This window comes from Methylomonas fluvii (assembly GCF_014850975.1).
GTDB lineage: Bacteria > Pseudomonadota > Gammaproteobacteria > Methylococcales > Methylomonadaceae > Methylomonas > Methylomonas fluvii.
Window position 1 is genome coordinate 1,223,958 of the sequence record NZ_JACXST010000003.1, and the last position, 20,914, is coordinate 1,244,871.

The 20,914-nt window shown below is 44.9% G+C and carries 16 protein-coding genes and 2 pseudogenes; 4 read left to right on the forward strand and 14 right to left on the reverse strand.

Annotation, left to right across the window (positions count from 1 at the left end):
- Positions 1–55: 55 nt before the first annotated feature.
- The gene (locus tag EBB_RS23245; RefSeq protein WP_225587194.1) at positions 56–1,402 is read left to right on the forward strand and encodes an IS5 family transposase; all 1,347 of its coding nucleotides are present in this window, start codon (positions 56–58) and stop codon (positions 1,400–1,402) included.
- A gap of 46 nt (positions 1,403–1,448) precedes the next feature.
- Complete coding sequence (locus tag EBB_RS23250) at positions 1,449–2,009, forward strand: EAL domain-containing protein (RefSeq protein ID WP_225587723.1); 561 nt, start codon at positions 1,449–1,451, stop codon at positions 2,007–2,009.
- Here the strand turns inward: EBB_RS23250 and EBB_RS23255 are convergent.
- The 11 genes and pseudogenes from EBB_RS23255 to EBB_RS23305 form a co-directional block, all read right to left on the reverse strand.
- Positions 1,941–2,966 (reverse strand): annotated as a pseudogene (locus tag EBB_RS23255) (IS630 family transposase). The gene EBB_RS23250 and the pseudogene EBB_RS23255 overlap by 69 nt on opposite strands.
- Before the next feature lie 152 nt (positions 2,967–3,118).
- Positions 3,119–4,465 carry an IS5 family transposase gene (locus tag EBB_RS23260; protein WP_225587194.1) on the reverse strand — a complete coding sequence of 449 codons (1,347 nt, stop codon included), beginning with the start codon at positions 4,463–4,465 and terminating at the stop codon, positions 3,119–3,121.
- A 300-nt stretch (positions 4,466–4,765) separates the two neighbouring features.
- A complete protein-coding gene (locus EBB_RS23265) occupies positions 4,766–6,097 on the reverse strand; it encodes an OmpA family protein (protein WP_192396033.1) in 1,332 nt (443 codons plus the stop codon).
- Positions 6,098–6,102: 5 nt separating this feature from the next.
- Positions 6,103–7,989 (reverse strand): hypothetical protein, encoded by a 1,887-nt coding sequence (locus EBB_RS23270; protein WP_192396034.1) that lies wholly within the window; start codon positions 7,987–7,989, stop codon positions 6,103–6,105.
- A 186-nt stretch (positions 7,990–8,175) separates the two neighbouring features.
- Positions 8,176–8,931 (reverse strand): hypothetical protein, encoded by a 756-nt coding sequence (locus tag EBB_RS23275; RefSeq protein ID WP_192396035.1) that lies wholly within the window; start codon positions 8,929–8,931, stop codon positions 8,176–8,178.
- Positions 8,928–10,172, reverse strand: coding sequence for a hypothetical protein (locus EBB_RS23280; RefSeq protein ID WP_192396036.1), 1,245 nt, complete (start codon positions 10,170–10,172; stop codon positions 8,928–8,930). The genes EBB_RS23275 and EBB_RS23280 overlap by 4 nt, the downstream gene beginning before the upstream one ends.
- Before the next feature lie 2 nt (positions 10,173–10,174).
- On the reverse strand, positions 10,175–12,136 hold the full coding sequence (locus tag EBB_RS23285; protein WP_192396037.1) for a hypothetical protein: 1,962 nt from the start codon (positions 12,134–12,136) through the stop codon (positions 10,175–10,177).
- Positions 12,137–12,184: 48 nt separating this feature from the next.
- Positions 12,185–13,021 carry a class I SAM-dependent methyltransferase gene (locus EBB_RS23290; RefSeq protein WP_192396038.1) on the reverse strand — a complete coding sequence of 279 codons (837 nt, stop codon included), beginning with the start codon at positions 13,019–13,021 and terminating at the stop codon, positions 12,185–12,187.
- Positions 13,022–13,038: 17 nt separating this feature from the next.
- Positions 13,039–13,785, reverse strand: coding sequence for an amino acid ABC transporter ATP-binding protein (locus EBB_RS23295; protein ID WP_192396039.1), 747 nt, complete (start codon positions 13,783–13,785; stop codon positions 13,039–13,041).
- A gap of 7 nt (positions 13,786–13,792) precedes the next feature.
- The gene (locus EBB_RS23300; protein ID WP_192396040.1) at positions 13,793–14,458 is read right to left on the reverse strand and encodes an ABC transporter permease subunit; all 666 of its coding nucleotides are present in this window, start codon (positions 14,456–14,458) and stop codon (positions 13,793–13,795) included.
- A 36-nt stretch (positions 14,459–14,494) separates the two neighbouring features.
- Positions 14,495–15,439, reverse strand: coding sequence for a substrate-binding periplasmic protein (locus EBB_RS23305; RefSeq protein ID WP_192396041.1), 945 nt, complete (start codon positions 15,437–15,439; stop codon positions 14,495–14,497).
- Between the two features lie 214 nt (positions 15,440–15,653).
- Here EBB_RS23305 and EBB_RS26245 point away from each other — a divergent pair.
- Positions 15,654–16,247, forward strand: a pseudogene (locus EBB_RS26245) (transposase); the annotation flags it as partial.
- 348 nt (positions 16,248–16,595) lie between these two features.
- Here the strand turns inward: EBB_RS26245 and EBB_RS23320 are convergent.
- A complete protein-coding gene (locus EBB_RS23320; RefSeq protein ID WP_225587725.1) occupies positions 16,596–18,995 on the reverse strand; it encodes a TonB-dependent receptor plug domain-containing protein in 2,400 nt (799 codons plus the stop codon).
- Between the two features lie 419 nt (positions 18,996–19,414).
- Between EBB_RS23320 and EBB_RS23325 the strand changes: the two genes are divergently transcribed.
- Positions 19,415–19,621 (forward strand): DUF1289 domain-containing protein, encoded by a 207-nt coding sequence (locus tag EBB_RS23325; RefSeq protein WP_033155285.1) that lies wholly within the window; start codon positions 19,415–19,417, stop codon positions 19,619–19,621.
- 99 nt (positions 19,622–19,720) lie between these two features.
- Here the strand turns inward: EBB_RS23325 and EBB_RS23330 are convergent, their stop codons facing one another.
- Both EBB_RS23330 and EBB_RS23335 read right to left on the reverse strand, forming a co-directional pair.
- Entirely contained in the window at positions 19,721–20,281 is a 561-nt protein-coding gene (locus tag EBB_RS23330; protein ID WP_192396045.1) for a PEP-CTERM sorting domain-containing protein, read from the reverse strand.
- Between the two features lie 9 nt (positions 20,282–20,290).
- Entirely contained in the window at positions 20,291–20,749 is a 459-nt protein-coding gene (locus tag EBB_RS23335; protein WP_192396046.1) for a hypothetical protein, read from the reverse strand.
- Positions 20,750–20,914 lie beyond the last annotated feature (165 nt).

Genomic DNA, 20,914 nt, shown 5'->3' on the forward strand with positions numbered 1-20,914 from the left:
TAATTGCAAGAAATTAGTAAAATAGATATTAATTTCTTGCAAATTTTTATCGAAAATGAAGCCAAAATCCCAAGAAAGTAGCGGCCAAATCGATCTATTCAACACACCACTGGCCGACCTGTTGAATCCGAAGCATGAGCTTTACCAACTGGCAAATTTGATCGATTGGAAAGTACTGGATGATGCGTTCGGTGAATTTTTTACCGAGAACCAAGGCGCTCCGGCGTTGCCAACGCGTCTTATTGCCGGGCTTCATTACCTCAAACATGCGTTTGCACGCTCGGACGAAGCGGTCGTGGCACAGTGGCTTGAAAATCCCTATTGGCAATATTTTTGTGGCGAAGAGTATTTCCAACACCAGATACCTTGCCACCCCACGTCACTGACCTATTGGCGAAAACGGATCGGAGAAGAAGGTTGCGAGTGGATGTTATCGGTGACGATCCAGGCTGGCGTAGCCAGCAAGACCGTGAAGAAACAGGATTTTGAATCGGTGACGGTTGATAGCACGGTGCAAGAGAAAGCCATCACGTATCCGACCGATGGAAAATTGTATGAACGCTGTCGCCAGCACATGGTACGTCTGGCTGAGCAGCATGAGATTACACTACGGCAGAACTACAACCGCAAAGCCCCCTATTTGCTGATGATGGCGAACCGGTACAGTCATGCCAAGCAAATGAAGCGCAAACGCAAAATGCTCAAACAGCTCAAAACTTTGGTGGGTCGGGTTTACCGAGATATCGAGCGCCAATTGACGGATCAATCCGATGCAGTCAAATTGGCTTTTAAAGAGACGCTAGAGAAAACCCAACGGATTTTGAACCAACAACCCCAGGATAAAAACAAGCTGTACAGTTTCCACGCCACGGAAGTCGAATGCATTTCCAAAGGCAAAGTCCACAAGAAGTATGAATTCGGCGTCAAAGTGGGCATCACCGTCACCAACAAAAGTAATTTTGTGCTCGGCGCCCGCAGCTTTTCCGGTAATCCCTACGATGGACACACCCTGGAATCGTGTCTGGAACAGGCGGAGATTCTAAGCGGTACACGCGCAAAAGAAGCTTTTGTGGATTTAGGATACCGTGGTGTCGAGGTCCCGAACGTGACCATTTACAAAGCCCGGCAAAAGAGAGGAATAAACACCCGGCGACTCAAACGCGCCCTCAAACGCCGCAATGCCATCGAACCCGTCATCGGGCACCTCAAAAACGACGGATTGCTGGGCCGCAATTACCTGAAAGGCGAACTGGGCGATGCCATGCATGCCATCTTATGCGGTGCTGGCCACAATATCCGTATGATCCTCAGGCAGTTGAGGATTTTTTTGCCTCATTTTTGGAGACCGCCATGTCGGATTTTGGCGCGGCCATTGAGCGCGCCGTTTTTATTGTCGGCCTGAATGCTGGTGTTCGGAAAATATCGGCTTTTTCAGGGACGACGAATTATTGTTTCTGGAAGTCGATCCGCGGCATATTCTCGGTGTCAAGGAAGATCATGGCGCTTATTTTGAAGAAGTGATCGTGGCCTGCGGCTTACAAACCGCCAACGTCGCCATCACGCTGGCCGCAAACAACGCCTATGCCGGTTTTTATCAATTGCTGCTGCGAGGCTTGCAAAATTATCAACGCCGCGGTTACCAACTAGCATTGAAGTTTGATTATCACTCGCTGGAAAAATCGGCCTTCGAGTTAATTACTCGCGCAGCGCCCGACTTCGTCGGCATCTCGGCGCTGAAGCTGGACCGTATCCGCGACAATAAACTCCTGGAAAAACTCCAACAGTTAAGCAGTTTGGCAAGATCGATCAACAGCCGAAGCTTCTTACTGCAAATAGACGACAAACGCACAGCCGCATTGGCTCGTAACACCGGCTTTGATCTGGTACAGGGAGACTATTTCGAACGAAGCGTCGAATTACTGCTCATAAAGAAAGTATTGTCACTCGCCGGCATATCGACATTCCGGGTGCCTAAAGAAAGATTTAACGACCTGCGGGAGTTTCTGTAATCGGTGCATGGCCGATTGAACGAGTTTCTTTAATTCGATTTTATTTTCCGGCATTTGCTTGGCGACGCGCGGATTGATATAGCCCCAGACCTGTTCGTCGGGATTCAATTGCGGCGCATACAGTGGCAAAAAGGCCAATTTCAACCGGCCTTGCTGCTGGTCCACAAAGGTCTTTACAATCTTGGCCTTGTGAATCGGATGTCCATCGACGACCAGAATGATCGGCTGTTCGGCACCACGCAGCAGGCGCTTCAAGAATTCGACAAACACCTCGGCGGTGACGTTGCCTTCCTGCACCATGAAGCGAAAATCGCCCCGCGCGCTGACCGCCGAGATCAGATTCAAACCGTAGCGTCGCCCGGTCGCCTTCACGATGGGTGTTCGTCCGACCGGCGCCCAAGTGGTGCCGGCATGAAAATCAGAACGGACGCCCGCTTCGTCAGCAAAATAAATCACCGCGCCGGTGCGTTTGGCTTCGGCTTTCAAGGCAGGAAACTCGTCTGCCTGCCACTTTTCGACTAAAACTGGGTCTTGCTGTCAAGCCCGATATAAAGGTTTTTGCGGCGTAAACCCCAGCAACCGCATGATCCGCCCGACGCTTGGCGCGGTCAGACGTTTACCAAACTGGCGGTAAATGACTTCGCCTATCAACGACAAGGTCCACAAGCCACACTCCAGTTTCATCTGCCAGGGCGTTTTATCCCGCACCATCTCGGCAATCCAGCGCATTTCGTCGGGTGTGACCAACGGCGGGCGACCTGTAATCTTCTTGGTCAGCAACGCATTTTGCCCCCCGGTCGCAAAGTCTGACAGCCAGCGAAACACCGTGCGGATGTTGACGCCCATCGCTGCCGCTACGCTGGCCGCAGTCTGCCCGTTTTTCACGGCCTGCTGACGCATCACTTGCAGGGTATGATGGTCAATTTCTCGACCGTCGGAATCTCGTTTGCATTTCATGGGTCTATTATCCCATGAATATGGCTTAACTTATTTTAAGAGCAGTATCTGCCGCCAACGGCTAATTCAAAGCAATCGGCACAAAAAAGCCCGCATAAAGCGGGCTTAGCTAGTCGTCCCTGAAAAAGCCGATATTTTCCGAACACCAGCATTCAGGCCGACAATAAAAACGGCGCGCTCAATGGCCGCGCCAAAATCCGACATGGCGGTCTCCAAAAATGAGGCAAAAAAATCCTCAACTGCCTGAGGATCATACGGATATTGTGGCCAGCACCGCATAAGATGGCATGCATGGCATCGCCCAGTTCGCCTTTCAGGTAATTGCGGCCCAGCAATCCGTCGTTTTTGAGGTGCCCGATGACGGGTTCGATGGCATTGCGGCGTTTGAGGGCGCGTTTGAGTCGCCGGGTGTTTATTCCTCTCTTTTGCCGGGCTTTGTAAATGGTCACGTTCGGGACCTCGACACCACGGTATCCTAAATCCACAAAAGCTTCTTTTGCGCGTGTACCGCTTAGAATCTCCGCCTGTTCCAGACACGATTCCAGGGTGTGTCCATCGTAGGGATTACCGGAAAAGCTGCGGGCGCCGAGCACAAAATTACTTTTGTTGGTGACGGTGATGCCCACTTTGACGCCGAATTCATACTTCTTGTGGACTTTGCCTTTGGAAATGCATTCGACTTCCGTGGCGTGGAAACTGTACAGCTTGTTTTTATCCTGGGGTTGTTGGTTCAAAATCCGTTGGGTTTTCTCTAGCGTCTCTTTAAAAGCCAATTTGACTGCATCGGATTGATCCGTCAATTGGCGCTCGATATCTCGGTAAACCCGACCCACCAAAGTTTTGAGCTGTTTGAGCATTTTGCGTTTGCGCTTCATTTGCTTGGCATGACTGTACCGGTTCGCCATCATCAGCAAATAGGGGGCTTTGCGGTTGTAGTTCTGCCGTAGTGTAATCTCATGCTGCTCAGCCAGACGTACCATGTGCTGGCGACAGCGTTCATACAATTTTCCATCGGTCGGATACGTGATGGCTTTCTCTTGCACCGTGCTATCAACCGTCACCGATTCAAAATCCTGTTTCTTCACGGTCTTGCTGGCTACGCCAGCCTGGATCGTCACCGATAACATCCACTCGCAACCTTCTTCTCCGATCCGTTTTCGCCAATAGGTCAGTGACGTGGGGTGGCAAGGTATCTGGTGTTGGAAATACTCTTCGCCACAAAAATATTGCCAATAGGGATTTTCAAGCCACTGTGCCACGACCGCTTCGTCCGAGCGTGCAAACGCATGTTTGAGGTAATGAAGCCCGGCAATAAGACGCGTTGGCAACGCCGGAGCGCCTTGGTTCTCGGTAAAAAATTCACCGAACGCATCATCCAGTACTTTCCAATCGATCAAATTTGCCAGTTGGTAAAGCTCATGCTTCGGATTCAACAGGTCGGCCAGTGGTGTGTTGAATAGATCGATTTGGCCGCTACTTTCTTGGGATTTTGGCTTCATTTTCGATAAAAATTTGCAAGAAATTAATATCTATTTTACTAATTTCTTGCAATTATTGCCCGTCTTTTTCTTCAATTATTTATTGTGTTTCAATGCTTTAGCCGTGAATTTGTGGCTTTTCAGGGGCGACTAATTAACCACCATGTTAGCTACCCCGGCCCGACCGGGGTAGACGACGTGCAGCGCGTTTTTAGAGTCGGGGCTTTTTCGACGCAAACGACCCATAACTGCCAGCGGGATGTGATTTCATGCTTCCCTGAACCGGACATTCGTGACGTGCTACAAACAACATATTAAAGCTCAGTCCCTTACCTTGATAATCACTGATCTATTAAGCGGCTCACTCATATTCGGTGCAGTAATAACGGGAAGAGACTGGGTTGCTAGGTCTGACGAAAAGATGCGACTTGGTTCAATGCCTCCATAGGATATGAGTCGCTCCCTAACAACATCAGTTCGTTGCTTTGTGAGGGTACGATTTCGTGCGGCTGACCCTGTAGTGTCGGTATTGCTTGAAAGGAGTAGAATTGAAGTAGGGTGAGCTTGTGCAATAGTGCGAATGATATCAATGGTATGGTCTGCCGACCTGGAAAGTTTGGATTCATTAGTATCGAACAATATTTGTTCACTCAAGGGGGGGCGCGCAGTGGTTTTATTCTCAGGACAGGAAAGGAATATTGGTGGCGCCAAAGAAGGGTTGTCATTGATCAATACTCGCAGAATGGCCGAGGATATTTCAGCCCGTTCTTTGCTGATGTCCTTATCGGTATTCTTGCCGAATCCTGCCTTAATTAGGTCGCTGAATAGACTCACTGGGGCTTTTCCGGCTTCGCTAGAAAAGCCCTTTATGAATTCCGTTGCCGCAACTGAGGGAAGCGAAGAAGCATCTGACTCTTTACTTTCTGCTGCTTTTATAGCATTGAGAGCCATGTCGGCCAGTATACCCAAGAAGCCGCTATTAACCAATGGAGGTGTCGACGCATGTGGAGGGCTAACCGGTTCCGAAGGCAAACCAGAGATTTTGGGTACAGCTTCGATCGGTTTTGATGCAGGGTAGACCCCTGGTGTTGTAAAACTTGCGCCTTGATTGTTACCCGAATGTCCGTCACCATTTGCGAGAGGGCACTGTTTAAATGGGGCAATTAGACAAGCGTAAACGCCGAGAATACTAAAAACAATGGCAAGGAATATAAAAAATTGTGTTCGATTCCTCGTAGTTGGCTCAGCACCGTGATTTGCAAAGCAGTATTCCGTGCCATCATTCGCTTTTTCATCGCCTTCTGACAGGCAATCCTTGAGAAGACCGAGCACATAACACGACATAGCTAGCCACGCAAAGATAGCCACTGCGATAATGAAAGCAGATTCTTTAGTCAGCGCAAGATGATTGATAGACTCAAAGACCTTATTAAAAAGCCAAGCGCTTAATACCAAAATACCAACAATTGCAATAAAAAACCTCGAGCGACAATGAAAAACCAATACATACCAACCACAAACTATTGCGTACGCAATAAACAATTGGCCAAAGAACTGAAGACGACCGCTATAGTTCGTAAGAATAATTTGACCAATAACTATTAAAACGCCAGCCAAGAAAATAAGCCAATATGCTGCTTTTTTTCCAGACATAGCGATTATCTCCTAGAAATCAAAGAATAAATATAAGCTACCAATACGCCCAGATGGAAAAATCCAGACGCAACAATTATGCAGGTAATTCCAATTAAAGACCAAGACGATTTATCGGGTGCGGCAGTGCCAGAAAAGAAAGCGCTCCATACTCCAGAAATAGCGGCCTTCCAACTTCCATCTATGAACCACCAAGCCATGCATGAAGCGCCGAGCCACAATAGAATCACAAGCATGAATAAAGGGAAAGATGCTAGAAGAAATTCCGCATACCACAAGATACCGTTGGTTAATAAACGGAATGGATTAGTTACTTTCAAACCAACCAAATGCCGATGCCAGCGGCGCATTCGCACCATGCACTCGTGTTCCTCCTCGAAACGTCCAGCCTCGCGGAAAACTTGGGCCAAGCGGTTCATAATGGTGATGAGCGAGTGCAATTCTGATTCTCGCCGTTTATTCTTTGCAAACCTTACGGCAATAGCGTTAACTTCATTCTCGATTTCATCGGCGCGGGTTTTAACGTCGAAATGATAGCCAACCCCCACGAATGCGCATTCCGCTCTGGCCTCGAATTCATGCTTTAGCACCAATGCCTGTAAAGTCATGGTAGGTGTCATGCCGCTGAGAAGTTCCGCCGCCTCTGTCGCCAATACCGCACCTTGGATGAAGTCCTGGACTGTATTGGCTTTCGGTAGTGTTTCTAATGCGCGGTTTAACAAGGTTTCGGCAATCAACATAAGTTTTCCGGGGGCGCCATGTCCGATCCCCTCAGCAAAGGCATCTGGAGTAAGTAGCCTAGGTGGCCAAAAGAAACCCTTGGCGTTTCCACGTCTATTTAGCTTTTCCCGAAGAAACCTGAACAGTCCCGCCTTCTGCCAGAGATCCATCATGCCGCCAGACGGTTTTAATACTTTTCGTCCACAACCTTCTTTTTTGTGTTCTTTTAAATAAATGAGATTTTTTTTTAGAGTGTCGTGACAAGGCATATCTTGGCCTGTTGTTATTAGAATCCTGAACTTAGAATTTTCGTGTATTTTGCATGCCGAATGGAGTCTTAGAAAATGGTATGCCCGGCCTTGTTTTTTATCATTGTCAATATCAAAATCAAGTATATTTTTGTTTAGAGGCTTATCAGGAAAATTAAGACTCATATCCTCAAGAAGAAGCTCGAAGCCATGCCCTTTGTCATTTTGTCCATCGTTGAACAATTTCGACATCAAGGTCCAAGAAGTAACGACATCCGTGCGATACCCATAACGAAAAGAGGTGTAACCATGAAAATAAGCAAAGCTCTTTTCATCTTCAATTGCCGCAGCTTTGTGCATTCGATTCGGAAGATTCAGGTTATTACCCTTATCAAATTTAACCGTGCAATCCTTTACCCATTGCCGTAATTCCAAAGAATCGAATATGGCGTCTCTTCTTGGGCAGGAAAGTAAACTCGGCAGAGAATGTTCAGCCACTAAAAACTTAGCTTTATGCTCTTCTTGTTCGTTTAGATCCTCTAAGCTTCCTAGTATCACCCCAAAAACCCAGTGAATCTCAGGAAATGTCAAAATCAGCATAGCAATCAGGTTATCCCAAGTGATTCCTTCGGCAATTGCGCTTAGGGCTTTCGGCCTTACCGTATCAACCAAAACCACGATTTCATTTAACGGAATCTTTCCTTCATTACCGCCAGACACGCATTCAATAGCACTCGCCAAATATTCATAAGCCAATACGGCTCCTTCGCCGCCAGAATAATACTCGCGATCCCAGATAATGCACTTAGGATCGGTAGGCTGTAGCTCAGGTTCGTTAAGCAATTCTAACCACCCCCCTAACGCAAGGGCGGTGACTTCGGATTGGGCCAAAATGAGATAATGCGACATGGTTTTATTGATCAAGTTTGCCGTTATATTTCAATCACACATTCATCGGATTATATATTAGAATTAATGAGCTAAATCATTCCTGCGATAGAAATTGATATTCGCTACATGCTGAAAACGAAAACAATCAGGGGTTTGTATTCTATTTAAGATACTGGCTTTTTTTGTAAAACACAGTCTTAATTTGAATCTGGTATAAATTCAAATTGCACTCTTTACTTCTTCCAAAAGCTTTGTATAGTTCGATTGGAAATCATAATTGTAACCTTCATTTCTCACCCAGTTTAGAAACAGGAACAGTTCATTTGAATTTGAAAGGGAGCAGCCCTTTCTTCTTGTCCATTCAATTTTGATTTTTTCATCAAAATCGCTCTCTTTACTTAATCGTTTGTACCACCATTCTCTGCTAATCACATTCAAACCTTGTTTGGTTAGATTATTTATTTGGTGTGGACATGGATCGATAATATGCTGAGATAATACATGCTGAGCTAATTGAAGAATAATATTCAAACCTGATAGGTAGAGCTGTTTGCTATCAAATAATAACCATGGTTTATTTTCATTAGAGCAGCCCTTTAATACCCAATTTTCAAGGGAGATCAACTCTTCTTTTGTAAATGGTTCTGTAGCAGAAACGGATCTATAGCGAACCCAATTCCCCTCCTCAAGTTCAGCAGACAAATCCCCAGCAGAAAAACGGACTACCGGTCTATCTTTGAGTATGTCTGGCCACTCGCAGGTGGAAAAACTTGCCCAATCGGATTCGTGGACTAAGAACCAGCATTTGTAAGCTGAAATTAAATTATTGGCATCTGTATCGTCAGTGTTACAAATAGTGAATTCTCGACCATTTATATCTCTCCAACCGTCATCGTGCCAACGAAGAATGTCGATATCGGTGTTAATTGCCTTGTATGCCCTGTCAGGATTGGTAATGTCAAATAATAAAATCATGAGACGCGAAACTCTATTTCCGTTCTGGTATCAATGACTCTGACATTCACTATGGAACGAGCATCAACTCCCAATTTTTCTCCGCAATCGCCAAGATGGAACACAAGAGCTCTAAGTAACTCATAGGTATTTCCACCCTCAGAGGAAAAATTGTGCATTTTTTCTACTAATTTCGACCAAGGCTCATCGTAAACAATTCTAAAAAATTTGGAATTACCTGCCTTTATCTCACAATTCGATATATTTGCTTTTCCATCGCGTTCATGATTTTCAACAAGAAGCGGGAAAAGGCGATCTGCGATAAGGCCTAGCCAAGCACGAATATGATCTTTTGACTGATGTTCACTACACAATAAAACTTCCCTACAGGATTTTTCAAGCCTGAAGTAAGTAGCCAATCTTTTAAGTTCATTTTCATTCCATTTTCCACTTTGTATGGCAGACCTTAGGAATAAGATTGGGAGAACACCGATACATGGAAGATAACCGCTTTCTACATGACATTTTGCATGGCCGCCAATCAATGTTTTCAGTGCTTCAAAGTATCCTTCAAAATTTTCCTTAATTATTCTGGCAATAGGGTCCGGCAACTTTTGCATACCCAGGCATTCAGTGATTACAGGCAGAAATTTTTCCCATAACTGGTCTGAAAATATATGGGGCAGACCTTCTCCCGCGTCCGAAAAATGATTTTTCCAATTTGGCTTGTTCCATAACGCTGATATTTTTTTTGGTGTTGTCGCTGCTAGACATTGGTCTAAAATGTCATTTACCCATCTAGTACGCTGATCATCAAAAAGTAGATTCCATGATTTCTCCGATTGTTTGAGCCGAGATTCAATTTCATTTTTTTGATGAGTCCATTTTTGAACAATAAGTCCGGTAGCTGTTGAGCTGCTTATTAAATCCATGATATGTCCAACTTCGAGCAAGCCGAACAAAGCCTTTTGAAGGTCGGTGCCAAGGTCATAGTCAGAATTATTAATTTTTTCATGCGGAAAAATGAGTTCTACATCCCATATCCAAATAGATATGTCTTCATTAGCTTTAGATTGTATGAATTTAATGAGCCCTTCCTTTGAGTCAATTCGTTGTTCATCATCTGTGGCGGGAAAATCTAGTTTTATATTATCAGCTAACTCTGGTCTGAGCCAAAGAACTTCATGGGCGCGGCGCTTCTTGATTTCAGTAATAAATGTTTTTGCACGCTCTGCGTAATCATCAACAATATAGAATTTCATTATTAACTCTCCTGACGCCACTTAATAAATTCTGCAGGCATGGAAAAAGCCGTTATCCAATTATTACATTCAGAATCATAATCAAAGATTACTTTATCAATATCTCCGCCATAAACTTGAACTAGATAACGAATAACAGCCTCTGTGCCTCCATCATATTTTTTGCCTGGCTCAGTCGCATGATTTTTCATCAGAAATGAAATATTGCCTTTATCATAGTCAAATTTTAAGGATTTCAGATCCTCAGTTTTTTCAAGAGCATTCGAAAGACTTGCGCTGAACAACCTTGCAAATCCTATATCGGAACCTTCACTTTTGAGTGGTATCCAGTATAAACGTGAATCACATAGGATAAGAGACTGTATTTTCTTGAATAGAGCTTCACTTTGTTTCAAAAATAAATCATCAATATCTCTTTTAAAAGAAGATTCAACAACGTCAATAGAAGAAAACGTTTTCGCAACATGGCTTGAAGCAATAACCTCAGTAAGCTTGTAAAGTGCATCAATCAAAGGCATTGGTGTAGAAATTTCAACACGGTTAAACCAACCCTTTCCAGTCCAGAGAGTAAACTTATCAGCTACTGACTTATATATTTTCGGAGCCATTATTAGTTGCCAGTTTTCCGTTCTAACCATTTGGTTACGGTTTTGCTCTAATCGTCCAAATTGATCAGATCCACTTGGTATAGCTGTCGAAAATTTGACTAAAAAATCATTTGTTAGAAACGATTGTAAATTTGATAATTCATGCGTGATGTTATCAAAAATATCCCGAAAGGCTTGCGACTTTAATCTGCTTTTCTGATAATTACCGTAATATACGGTATCTGCTAAAGGTGCACTTGCAAATTGCATAAATAGCTTAATTAAGCCAATATCATCTTCGATATGCCCGCTCTCTTGTACTGTTCCTAAAAAAACAATGCCACAAGTAGATATTTTAGGTTCTGGATTTGTAATTTGTCCAGGTTTTTTTGGCATTGTATATTCGATTGGAAACTTGGGCGAATGTAATATTGGTACCACACAGTGGCCAAACTTCCGTATATCCATAATATTTAAAAATAAATAAGGTATTACAGGAAAAAGAGCGTCATCATGTAAGAGAAGTATTTCCTTAATAAGGTAATTATTCGAGTTATCTCGATAATTATTTTCAATTGGGACATTATCTTTTCTTTCTAGCGCATCAAAAACTTCTTTGACCGTTACGGAGCTACATAAAGATTGGATGTCATTCTGCGTATTATCAATAAAGAAGAAATACTCTGGTAAGCAGAAAAACTCTGAATCTTTATTTTCACCCGCCTTTTTCCAGCCCTGCTGAATAATGTCGATCAAGTTTTTATCAAGTGTTTTTTCATACGCCGATTTATTACGCCTGTCCCTAGCTCGTTCTGAAGTAGCTTTTAAGCCATTTGTTGATACTGCTGCATACCGCCAAATATCAAGCCATGCTTTTAATTTGGCAACAATGTCGGCAGAGTTAACATACGTAAATGGTTCCTCTTCAATTTTCCGATAAAACTCAGGGACTAAAACTGGAGCGGCTGCATCATTGATAACCTGCTTATCTCGTTGCATTTGAAATAAATTATGTATCCAATTGGAATATAATTTTTCTAAAGGATGCTTTTTCCCTGAGTCCCTATCATTAGTATTAAGGTATGAAACTAATTTTTCAAGTATGGACTCTTTTGGTGGACTTTTAAGTATGGAGTCGTCTAGTGGAAGATAAGGAAATAGGTTTTCGTCTTTGTCTTTGGTATCAGGATAATGCCTCCATAGCTCAAATGAGTTCGTCCCCATATTGGCTATTCCATATGCGCCTCCAAGCACATTAAAAGCACAAGCGATTTTATTAGTGGTCGCAACAAGTACCGCTTCATATTCTTCTTTTGGACATTTTCTCCAATCATTTAATGCATTTTCCAATTCTATGGCAAATTTCTCAATTTCCATTAATTATTCCGTTGGCATTAAGTTGATCTTAGCATCGTAGATTTACACTCACTTTTTAGCCCAAAGCAATCCGACTTGCCAGTATCGAAAGGGATTTCCGACTTCCGTAAAGCCAGATCTTTTAAGCACCTCCATTTGCCTAGTCATGCTATCTAGTTTATTTTCCCACCGATAATGCCAAACCCAAGCATTCTTTAATTCACGAAGTTTCATGGCTCGTTCAGAATCTATGTCATCTGCTGATTTTGCTTCCCTCTCAAAATTATCTGAAATCCAATTTGTTTCCCATTTGGCAATTGTATCAGTCAAAATCGCTGATTCTTTTTTATAGTTAAATAGATCGCCCAATATAAACACGCCACCATCTTTGAGAAGGCTATGAATTAAACCAAATACCTTTTCTTTTTCGCATTCATTTTTATCTTCGTCAGAAGAAAAATGGTGGATGGTGAAAGCCGAAATGACTAAATTAAATTTTGTGACGTTAAAGCTATCCTTTGCTTGACATTGAATTTTATTTAGTATTTCTTCTTCAAGTATGTCAGCTTCTATTAACCTATATCTATTCCTATCAATACGTAACTCATCGGCTCGTTCTTGAAATATATCAAGCATAGGTTGGCATAGATCAATTCCAATGAGTTTTAGTGTAGGTATCTTTTCTAAAAGTTTTATTGCCTCTTCTCCTGTACCTGAACCAATGTCAAGAGCAATAATATTCTGGTCGTTACTAACCAACTCATCACCGAGCGATTCTTCAACCAATTGAAACATCATTTCGTGCATTAAACAATAATGCGGAGCGACCCATTCAATGGTTTCATCATACATATTTGCTTCTTTCATTGCGTAAAAAAACTTTCTACGCTTTTCTGCATCATTCATGATACTACCCATATAGTCTAAATATTATTCTGAAGGGCTTCTAGTTCTGAGAATGCATTCATAAAACTTATTAAAGCAGGCGTTTGGGGATTATTTAAAATCTCAAAGTTGCCACTTTCACGAATACATCCATTTTCGAGAAAAATCACTTTATCTGCCATGCGACGGACAAATCCAAGATAATGCGTAATCAATAATATAGTCATCCCATCATTTTTAAGATTATTTAAGTGTTTGACGATTTCTGCTGCCTGTTCTACATCCAAAGCCGATGTTATCTCGTCAAGGAGAAGATAATCTGGCTTCAAAGCAAGAGCTCGTGCTAAAGCGACACGTTGCTTTTGTCCGCCCGATACTTCGTTTGGGTATCGGTCAATAAAGCTAGCCATATCAAATTGTTCAATAATCTCGTTAACAATATCATTTGCTGATGAGTTTTTTTTTAATTCGAGAGGTAAGAGAATATTCTTTCGAAGCGTCAAATGCGGCCATAGGAAGAGTTGCTGAAATACCGCCGTAACTTTGGGCCATGGTTGCAAGTTTCTGAACCACATATCGAGTGGATAATTCGCTTGTTTGTCTCCTATGGTTAGCGTTCCGGAATTTGGTGGTTCTAGGCAAGCGAGAATACGTAGAAGAGTCGATTTGCCGGCACCATTAGGTCCAATCAGCGCAGTAATTGTTCCATCATCTAATTCAATAGATACGTCAGAAAGCACTGAGTTATTATCATAAGATTTGTATATATTGCGGCAATTAAGCATAGCTTGATTATGTTTCAGAAATGTTTCTAGTATATTTCCATCGCAGCCATAACGCTAATCCATTTAAAGGAAGGCATATCAACAGAAAGAAAATACCTAATGCAGAATATATCTCCACTGGTTTATAAATCATCGAATTTATGCGCTGAGCAACTCGAAAAATCTCTTCAACAGAAATCAAACTAGCAAATAATGTTGATTGAAACATGACAACCTGCAAATTCAGCAATATTGGAATCAATTGCCTGAGTAGGATAGGTAGCTTGATATGAAACAAAGCTTGGCGCGAAGTTAAACCAGTAACTTTTGCTGCCAAAATATATTGTTGAGGAAAATCGATGCTTGCATCCCGTACAACTTGTGCAACCCCAAACGTGTTTACAATCGATAGCGCAAAAGCTGCAGTAATAAACGGTTCTATTACGATCTCAAGTGTGGCTTGTAAAGGGTAGTGAAGCCAAAAAAGAAGAACAAGAATTGGAAGACCCGAAAGGAAAAATGCTCCGATAGAGACAAATAAACCCACTGTTGCTGGGGCACGCGCCGCAATAACTCCTAACAAACCGCCAAGAAAAATCCCAACACTCCAGATGATAGCCGAAAGTTTGACCGTAACCCAAAGGCCTTTTAGAAAAGCTTCCTGATAGTCTATGATGATCTGAAAAATGCCCATATACTATATTAATAAGCTCTTATCCGACAAAGTTGATTACTCTGATTTAACCAGTTCAAATGGTTGTGCACGACGATAAAATGCTCCGGGGAAAGGCTCATATTTCCTCAGAACTTGATCAACAAATCCGTTGTTTACTAATTCGTCAATAACATTATCTAATGTTCGCCTTAGAATTGTATCGTCCTGACGAAGCATCATGGTATTCGCATAGAGACGAATTGGTTTACCTGGACGAGCAGGACGAATTTTCCCTGGGTTAGTTTTGATGAAATCATAAGCGACAAAAGGCTCTACAAAGGTAATATCCGCTTTTTTTTCAGCCACACTCAACAACGCTTGCGATATATCAGTAAGCTGTGGAAGTGAAAGCTTATTTGCCTTAGGGAAATCTCTCTGCGCAATTGCCTCTGTAACTTCACCATCAATTGTCGCTATGCGATATTTTGAATTGTTAAGAATTTCTAGATTCGCATCAAATCTGTCATCACCTTGCCGAACATATGCCTCAGCTCCCCCAAAGTAGATCGGTTGGGTAAAGTCCGCTACTTTTGCTCGTTGGCTGAGCGGCCAAACAGGAGAGCAAATAATGTCATATCGTTTGGTTTGAAGGCCTTCGACCATCGTTCCCCACCCAACTTCCTCCGTCCACTCCACCTTTAGACCAAGATTTTTGGCGGCTTCTTCCAATACCTCGGGGAAAACACCAGTGATTTCCCCCGTATTCGGGTCTTTAATGAGTCCAGGCGGATAAGCTACATAGCCGCACCGAATTACACCGGATTGAATGATTTTTTCATAAGCGATTTTGGAGTTGTCGCCAGACGTTTCGATTGAACCAAAACCAGCAGTGTTAGAAGTCCTGACGTCCAAGTTATTAATTGTAATAAATCCTGTAGAAATCATCCTGATGGTACTGACTACGATTATTGCGCCCATCAATACGGAAAGCAAAACTGTGAAGAGATTGGTCTGTTTCATAAAATTTCTCAATGTTGATTGCTTGTTTGATTATATGTTGATTTCTTGTGTAAAACCTCAGGCCTGATCGGATAGTTACTGGTTTTTTAGCAGGCGGTTGATTTTATCTCCTGCGCAAGTCGCATTAATTTGTTGCGCTAGACGTGCAGACAAGTCGTAAGACACTGTTCCATATGATAAAATCGTTCTATATCCAATATATTGTATCTCCCCTATGCGCGGCACCGACATCACTCAAGAAGAACTCTACAGTTATCGAACTGTGGAAAGCCGGATTCCCCAAAAGCATCCGCTTCGCAAGTTGCGTAAAGTCGTCGACCTGCTGCTCGCCACACTTCAACACAATCTACGCCCGGCGTGGCCGGGATGATCCCTCCGGTACGCTTGCTGCGCGTAGTCTATTGCAAGTGCTGTTTTCCATTCGTTCGGAACGGTAATTGGTGGAAGATATTGATTTCGACTTACTGTACTGCTGGTTCGTCGGCTTGACGATGGGCGACACCGTATGGGATCACTCTACCTTCAGCGCCAATCGCGACCGCTTGCTGAACGAATATATCAGTAGTTTGTTTTTCGAACGGATACTGGCCTTGGCCGAATGGAAAAAACTGATCTCTGACGTGCATTTTTCGGTGGACGGCATGCTGATCCAAGCCTTGGCTTCGCACAAGAGTTTCGTCAAGAAAGACGGTTCGACGCCGCCGGAACACGGCGGCCGTAATCCCATGGTCGACTTCAATATCCAAAGGGCATAAAAGGCGAAAAGTGCAGCAACTATACACACGCATCGATCACTACCCCCAAAGCCTAGTTGTACAAGAAGAGCGAGGACGACAAAACTTAGTTGGCCTTCCTTGGTGTTCGCTTAGCGCGAGTTGCTCCTAATCAATGGCAGTTTTTCAACAACCCCTCTTTCAAGATTTTGCCAAATTCATTTTTCCATATTCATTGCCCCAAAGCGGCCAGTCGCGACCGGCAGTTTTTGGCCGAGACTTGCCCCCCCCAAAGTCACAACAACACCATGCCGCAAAGATGAATACCGATTAAGGCTAAAAGCCCGCGATTTTCCAATCATTGTGTCAAAACCCACCTAGGTCGTGACACAACAATCAAATGGCTTCGTTCAATCAATTTCCACTAATTCTCACACACGGCCTTAGAACTTGATCGTCAAGCCCACGAACGCCGAACGTCCCATCCCGGCGATGTTTCTGCCCCAGGGTACGGTGACATTGGCGGCTGCGGTTGGATTCATGCCGTAGCGATCGCCCAAATAAGCACCCGCCAAAGGATGGTAGTACTGCTTGTCCAGCACGTTATCCAGACCCACGTCAAAACGCACTTTGCCCCACTCGTAGCCGGTTCTGGCATTTAACAAAATATACGCCGCTGTCTCGGTTTCGTTGCGTATGGCCTGCACATCGTCCTTGCCGTCGACGAATTGCATTTCTATTGCGCTTTGCCAACTGCTCAAACGGTGATCCAAGCTCAGCTTCATGTTGAACGGCATCATGTGATAAAGATTGCCGCCGTCCATGCGCTCGCCGCGCACGTAACTCATCGTGGTATGTGCGGCAAACTCACCGACGGTTGGGTCTTTGTAAATCCGCGTCCGGCCGGACACATCCATCCCCCACAGTCTGGCGTCGTGATTGGCATATTGCAGATAGACGAAGCTGTTGGTGGCGGTTTGCGGTGTGGCTTTGCACCCGCTCGCCGCCGCATTGGAAGCACTGACGCAGCGGTCCGCATCAATGAAGTTGTTCACGTAGGTAAAATACGGCGTGACATTCAGTTCCCACAGATTGTTTTTCGGTTCGTGGAATGCGGCGGTCAAGCTGACGGTGTGCGCGGTTTCCTCGGTCAAGTCCATATTGCCGACGTAGCCGTTGCCGTCGCCATGCCAGCCTATCATCGCCATATCCATATTGCGCGCGCCCCATACATAGCGCTCGTATAAATTAGGCGCGCGGTTTTTCCGGGCATATCCCAATTCGTATTGGCTCATGTCGTTGGGAGTAAATTGCACCAAAGCGGTCACGTCAAAGGTGTCGTTGCTGCGCTCGCGGTCGCGGGCGTTAAAGGCGTTGGCGGCGTTTAGCGCGGTAATCGCCCCGGCTCTATCCACGGTACGAGTCGGACCGGTGTTGATCAAATTTGGGTTGTAGGGTTGAACCTCACCGATATTCGTGGTGGTGTGATCGTAGCGCAGACCCAACAAGCTGCGCCATTTGGCGTCCCAATTGGCTTCCCACTCGCCAAAAAAACCCACCCGGTCGCGTTCGCCATTATTGATATTCAGATAGGCTTCCGGCGCCATCATCCAATAGGCACTGCGGGCATCGGTATTATTGGCGGCAATACTGGTATTAGTGTGGACCGCCGGCCAGTAATCGTTGATTTTGTTGCTGTGATATTCGTTGCCGATGCGGAAGGTGTCGCGTTTGTTGAACGGAATTTCTGCTTGGATTTTATACCCCAGGTTGCGGCCACGGGTTTCCATCGGCATCCGATCATTGGGCGGCGCAAAGCTGCCGCCGCTGGCCGTGCCATCCAGAAACTGGCTGTGTTTGTCTTCGCCAATATCCATGCTGTGCTGGGTGCTTTCGAAATAGAATTTGCTCTCCAGCGAACCCCAATCAAAACTGCCTTTGTGCATGATATTGCCGAAGATGCTGTCGTTATTGGTCAAATCCATCCGCTGATTCGGAAAACCCTGGAACGGTATATGCTGCTGACCGCCGCGAATCACGACTAGGTGTTTGTCGGTTTTGAAGGATAAAGCTGCCGAGTGGTTTTGGTTCTCGTAAGCGGTGGATTTGACGATCTGGCCGTTGCCGTCGTTGTAATTCATGCTCTCGGTGTGCGAGCCGGTATAGTCCAATCGCACATTTTGCGTCGCCACGCCGGCGGCAATGCTGCCGCCAAAAGCATCGCCGTTGCTGCGGTAAAACGAGGACACGCTGCCGTCCAGTAAAATATCCTTACCCGGCTCGGCAAATACCGGATCGGGCGTTTGCACAGAAATCGTGCCGCCGATACTGTCGCCACCCAAGCTCACCGGCGTTACGCCGGTCAAAATGGTGATTTTGCCGATATTGCTGCGATCGATATACGACAGCGGCGGATTCATATGATTGGCGCAAGCCGAGGTCAGCGTCATGCCGTTGATGTCGATTTTCACCCGGTCATCGTTCAGGCCGTGGATCACCGGCAAACTGGACACGCCGCCGGCACCGTATAAACTCACCCCCGGCGTATCTTCCAGCAGTTTGGCGGTATCGCTGACCGCCGCACGCTTGCTGGTGAGAATATCCGCTTCCATATCTGAAGCGTTTAAGGCCTTTACCCCGGGAAACTTGTCGGTGACGATGACTTTTTCCAGTACCACTTCATCAACCAGAGAGTTTTCGATTGTGTCATCGGCGTTAACCGCCGAGGTAAAGCCGAGAGGCAGCATGCCAGTCGCCAACAAACCCAATAAGCCGAGACCTGTTGTTACTGACGAGGGAGCATGCCGGACCGTTTGCTGATTGTCTGTGCTGATTTTTTCCATAATTCGCCTCTCAAAAGTCAAAAATAGCTTCAATTTGCTATTGGCACGAGCAACGATCATTAAGACCTTTCCGCCCTTGAAACCGTCAAAAAAGCTGGAAATCTGTAAACTGATCGAACAGTTTTAAAACCGGCAGCAGCCGGAAGCGTCAGTTTGCCAATGAGCTATACCAAATCAAAGCAAACTACATTGTAATATTAGAATTATTTAATTCAAGTTATTGAACTATGTTATTTAACAGAATAGTTGATTAATTTCAATCGCTTATATTGAAATGACGATAATTATCAAAATAGCGTCAGCAGCAATTTATCCCATATGGGAAGCCAAAGAGCCGATGTTGGCGTTAAGTTTTGCGGTAACTCGCTGCCGCCACTTACAATAATCACCATTTAGCCATTAACCTTTGAGAACACTCTATGAAATACCAACCTTGTATCGACCAATGCACATCCGAAGGCACCCACTGCGGCGGTTGCGGCAGATCGCACCAGGAAATCACCGACACCAAAAAATTGGTGACATCGGTCGTGGAGTTTATCCGAGAGCATGACTACGAAAATCCCGAAGACTTTGTGGAACGGATCAGTAAAAGCATTTTGAAAAAGCTGCAAAAAACCGCCTGACCGTTGCGAATTGATTGCGACCCACATCACTAAGAAACGGTCAGTCAAAAAAAACGCCCTTAGCGGGCGTTTTTGCTATCCAAGCCTTGCAACTGGCAATCAAGCTTTACGCTTCTTCATACCGACAACTCCCGCCAGCACCGTTCCAAACAACCAAATTGCCCCAGGAACCGGCACGGCGGCCGGGGTTACCGACACCAAGTCGTAGCTATAAGATGTCGCGTTGCTGGCTTTATCGAATACCGCGCCACCGAAGCCGCCAAAGCCCATGCCGCTGTAATAATCAAAGCCGGTGGTGCCAAAATAGTTGGTGGCTATCAGTTCCTGTTGCGCACCGTGGATCTCGTCGCCAAGGTAAGGGCTGCCGAGGTTGTAAACCATTACCGATAATTCGGCCAGATTGTGGGTGAACGCACCAACAATAGAGTTACCGGAAAACGATAAAGAAAATGCCGATATTTCGTTGAAATTCATTCCCCAAACGGCACTTCCCACATTAATCTGCCCGGAGTTATTGGCATCATTGACGGTAAAACTACCGGAAATCGTCGCCCCGTCGTCAAAACCGGTTTGCACAAAATTGTAAACCGCCGCGTTCGCGCCGGGCGCCAATAGCCAGGCAGCAACCGCCAAGACCAGCTTTAAAGATTTAGTTGTCATCATCAGACCTTATTGCGCAGGTGTGGAGGGCAGGAACGGAGAGAAACGGGTACCGGCGGAAGTGCCCAGTAAGCCGAAATTATTGGTCCACTGCCCGATAAATGATTGTTTGTCCGGGGTAAATTGCAAATCAAAGAATGATTGCACGGTGACGTTTGGCGCCGGCGAGAAGTCTAGTTGCGCCACGGCAGAGCAATCGGTGTTCATGGTGGCGGTGCCGCTGACCGGGCCGGCGAAACCCGGTGTGATCACCCCGCTTTGCGTGGTAGTGAATGCGCAAGAACCTCCAACGACGCCGTTAAGAATCGTAATCTCACAACGTCCTGTATGCAGATTAGCCAGCGCCACGCTGTTTTGATATAGCACATAGCTGCCATTCAAATTAGCGGCGCTACAACCTGGTGCGGCTTGAACTTGGCTGGTGAATGCCAGCGTAGCGGCAAGCATTAGATATTTAACGTTATTCATCGTGTCCTCTCGAAAATCTTGATAGTTATTTTGTGATTGGTGAACTACCCCCTATCCAAACTGGCAAAATCCGCGTCCGCGCCAGCTAAGGTTTACATAGGGAAGCAACCCAAAAAATATCTATCAATCCTTATGCCACCGATTTAATAAAACCTACAAAACAAC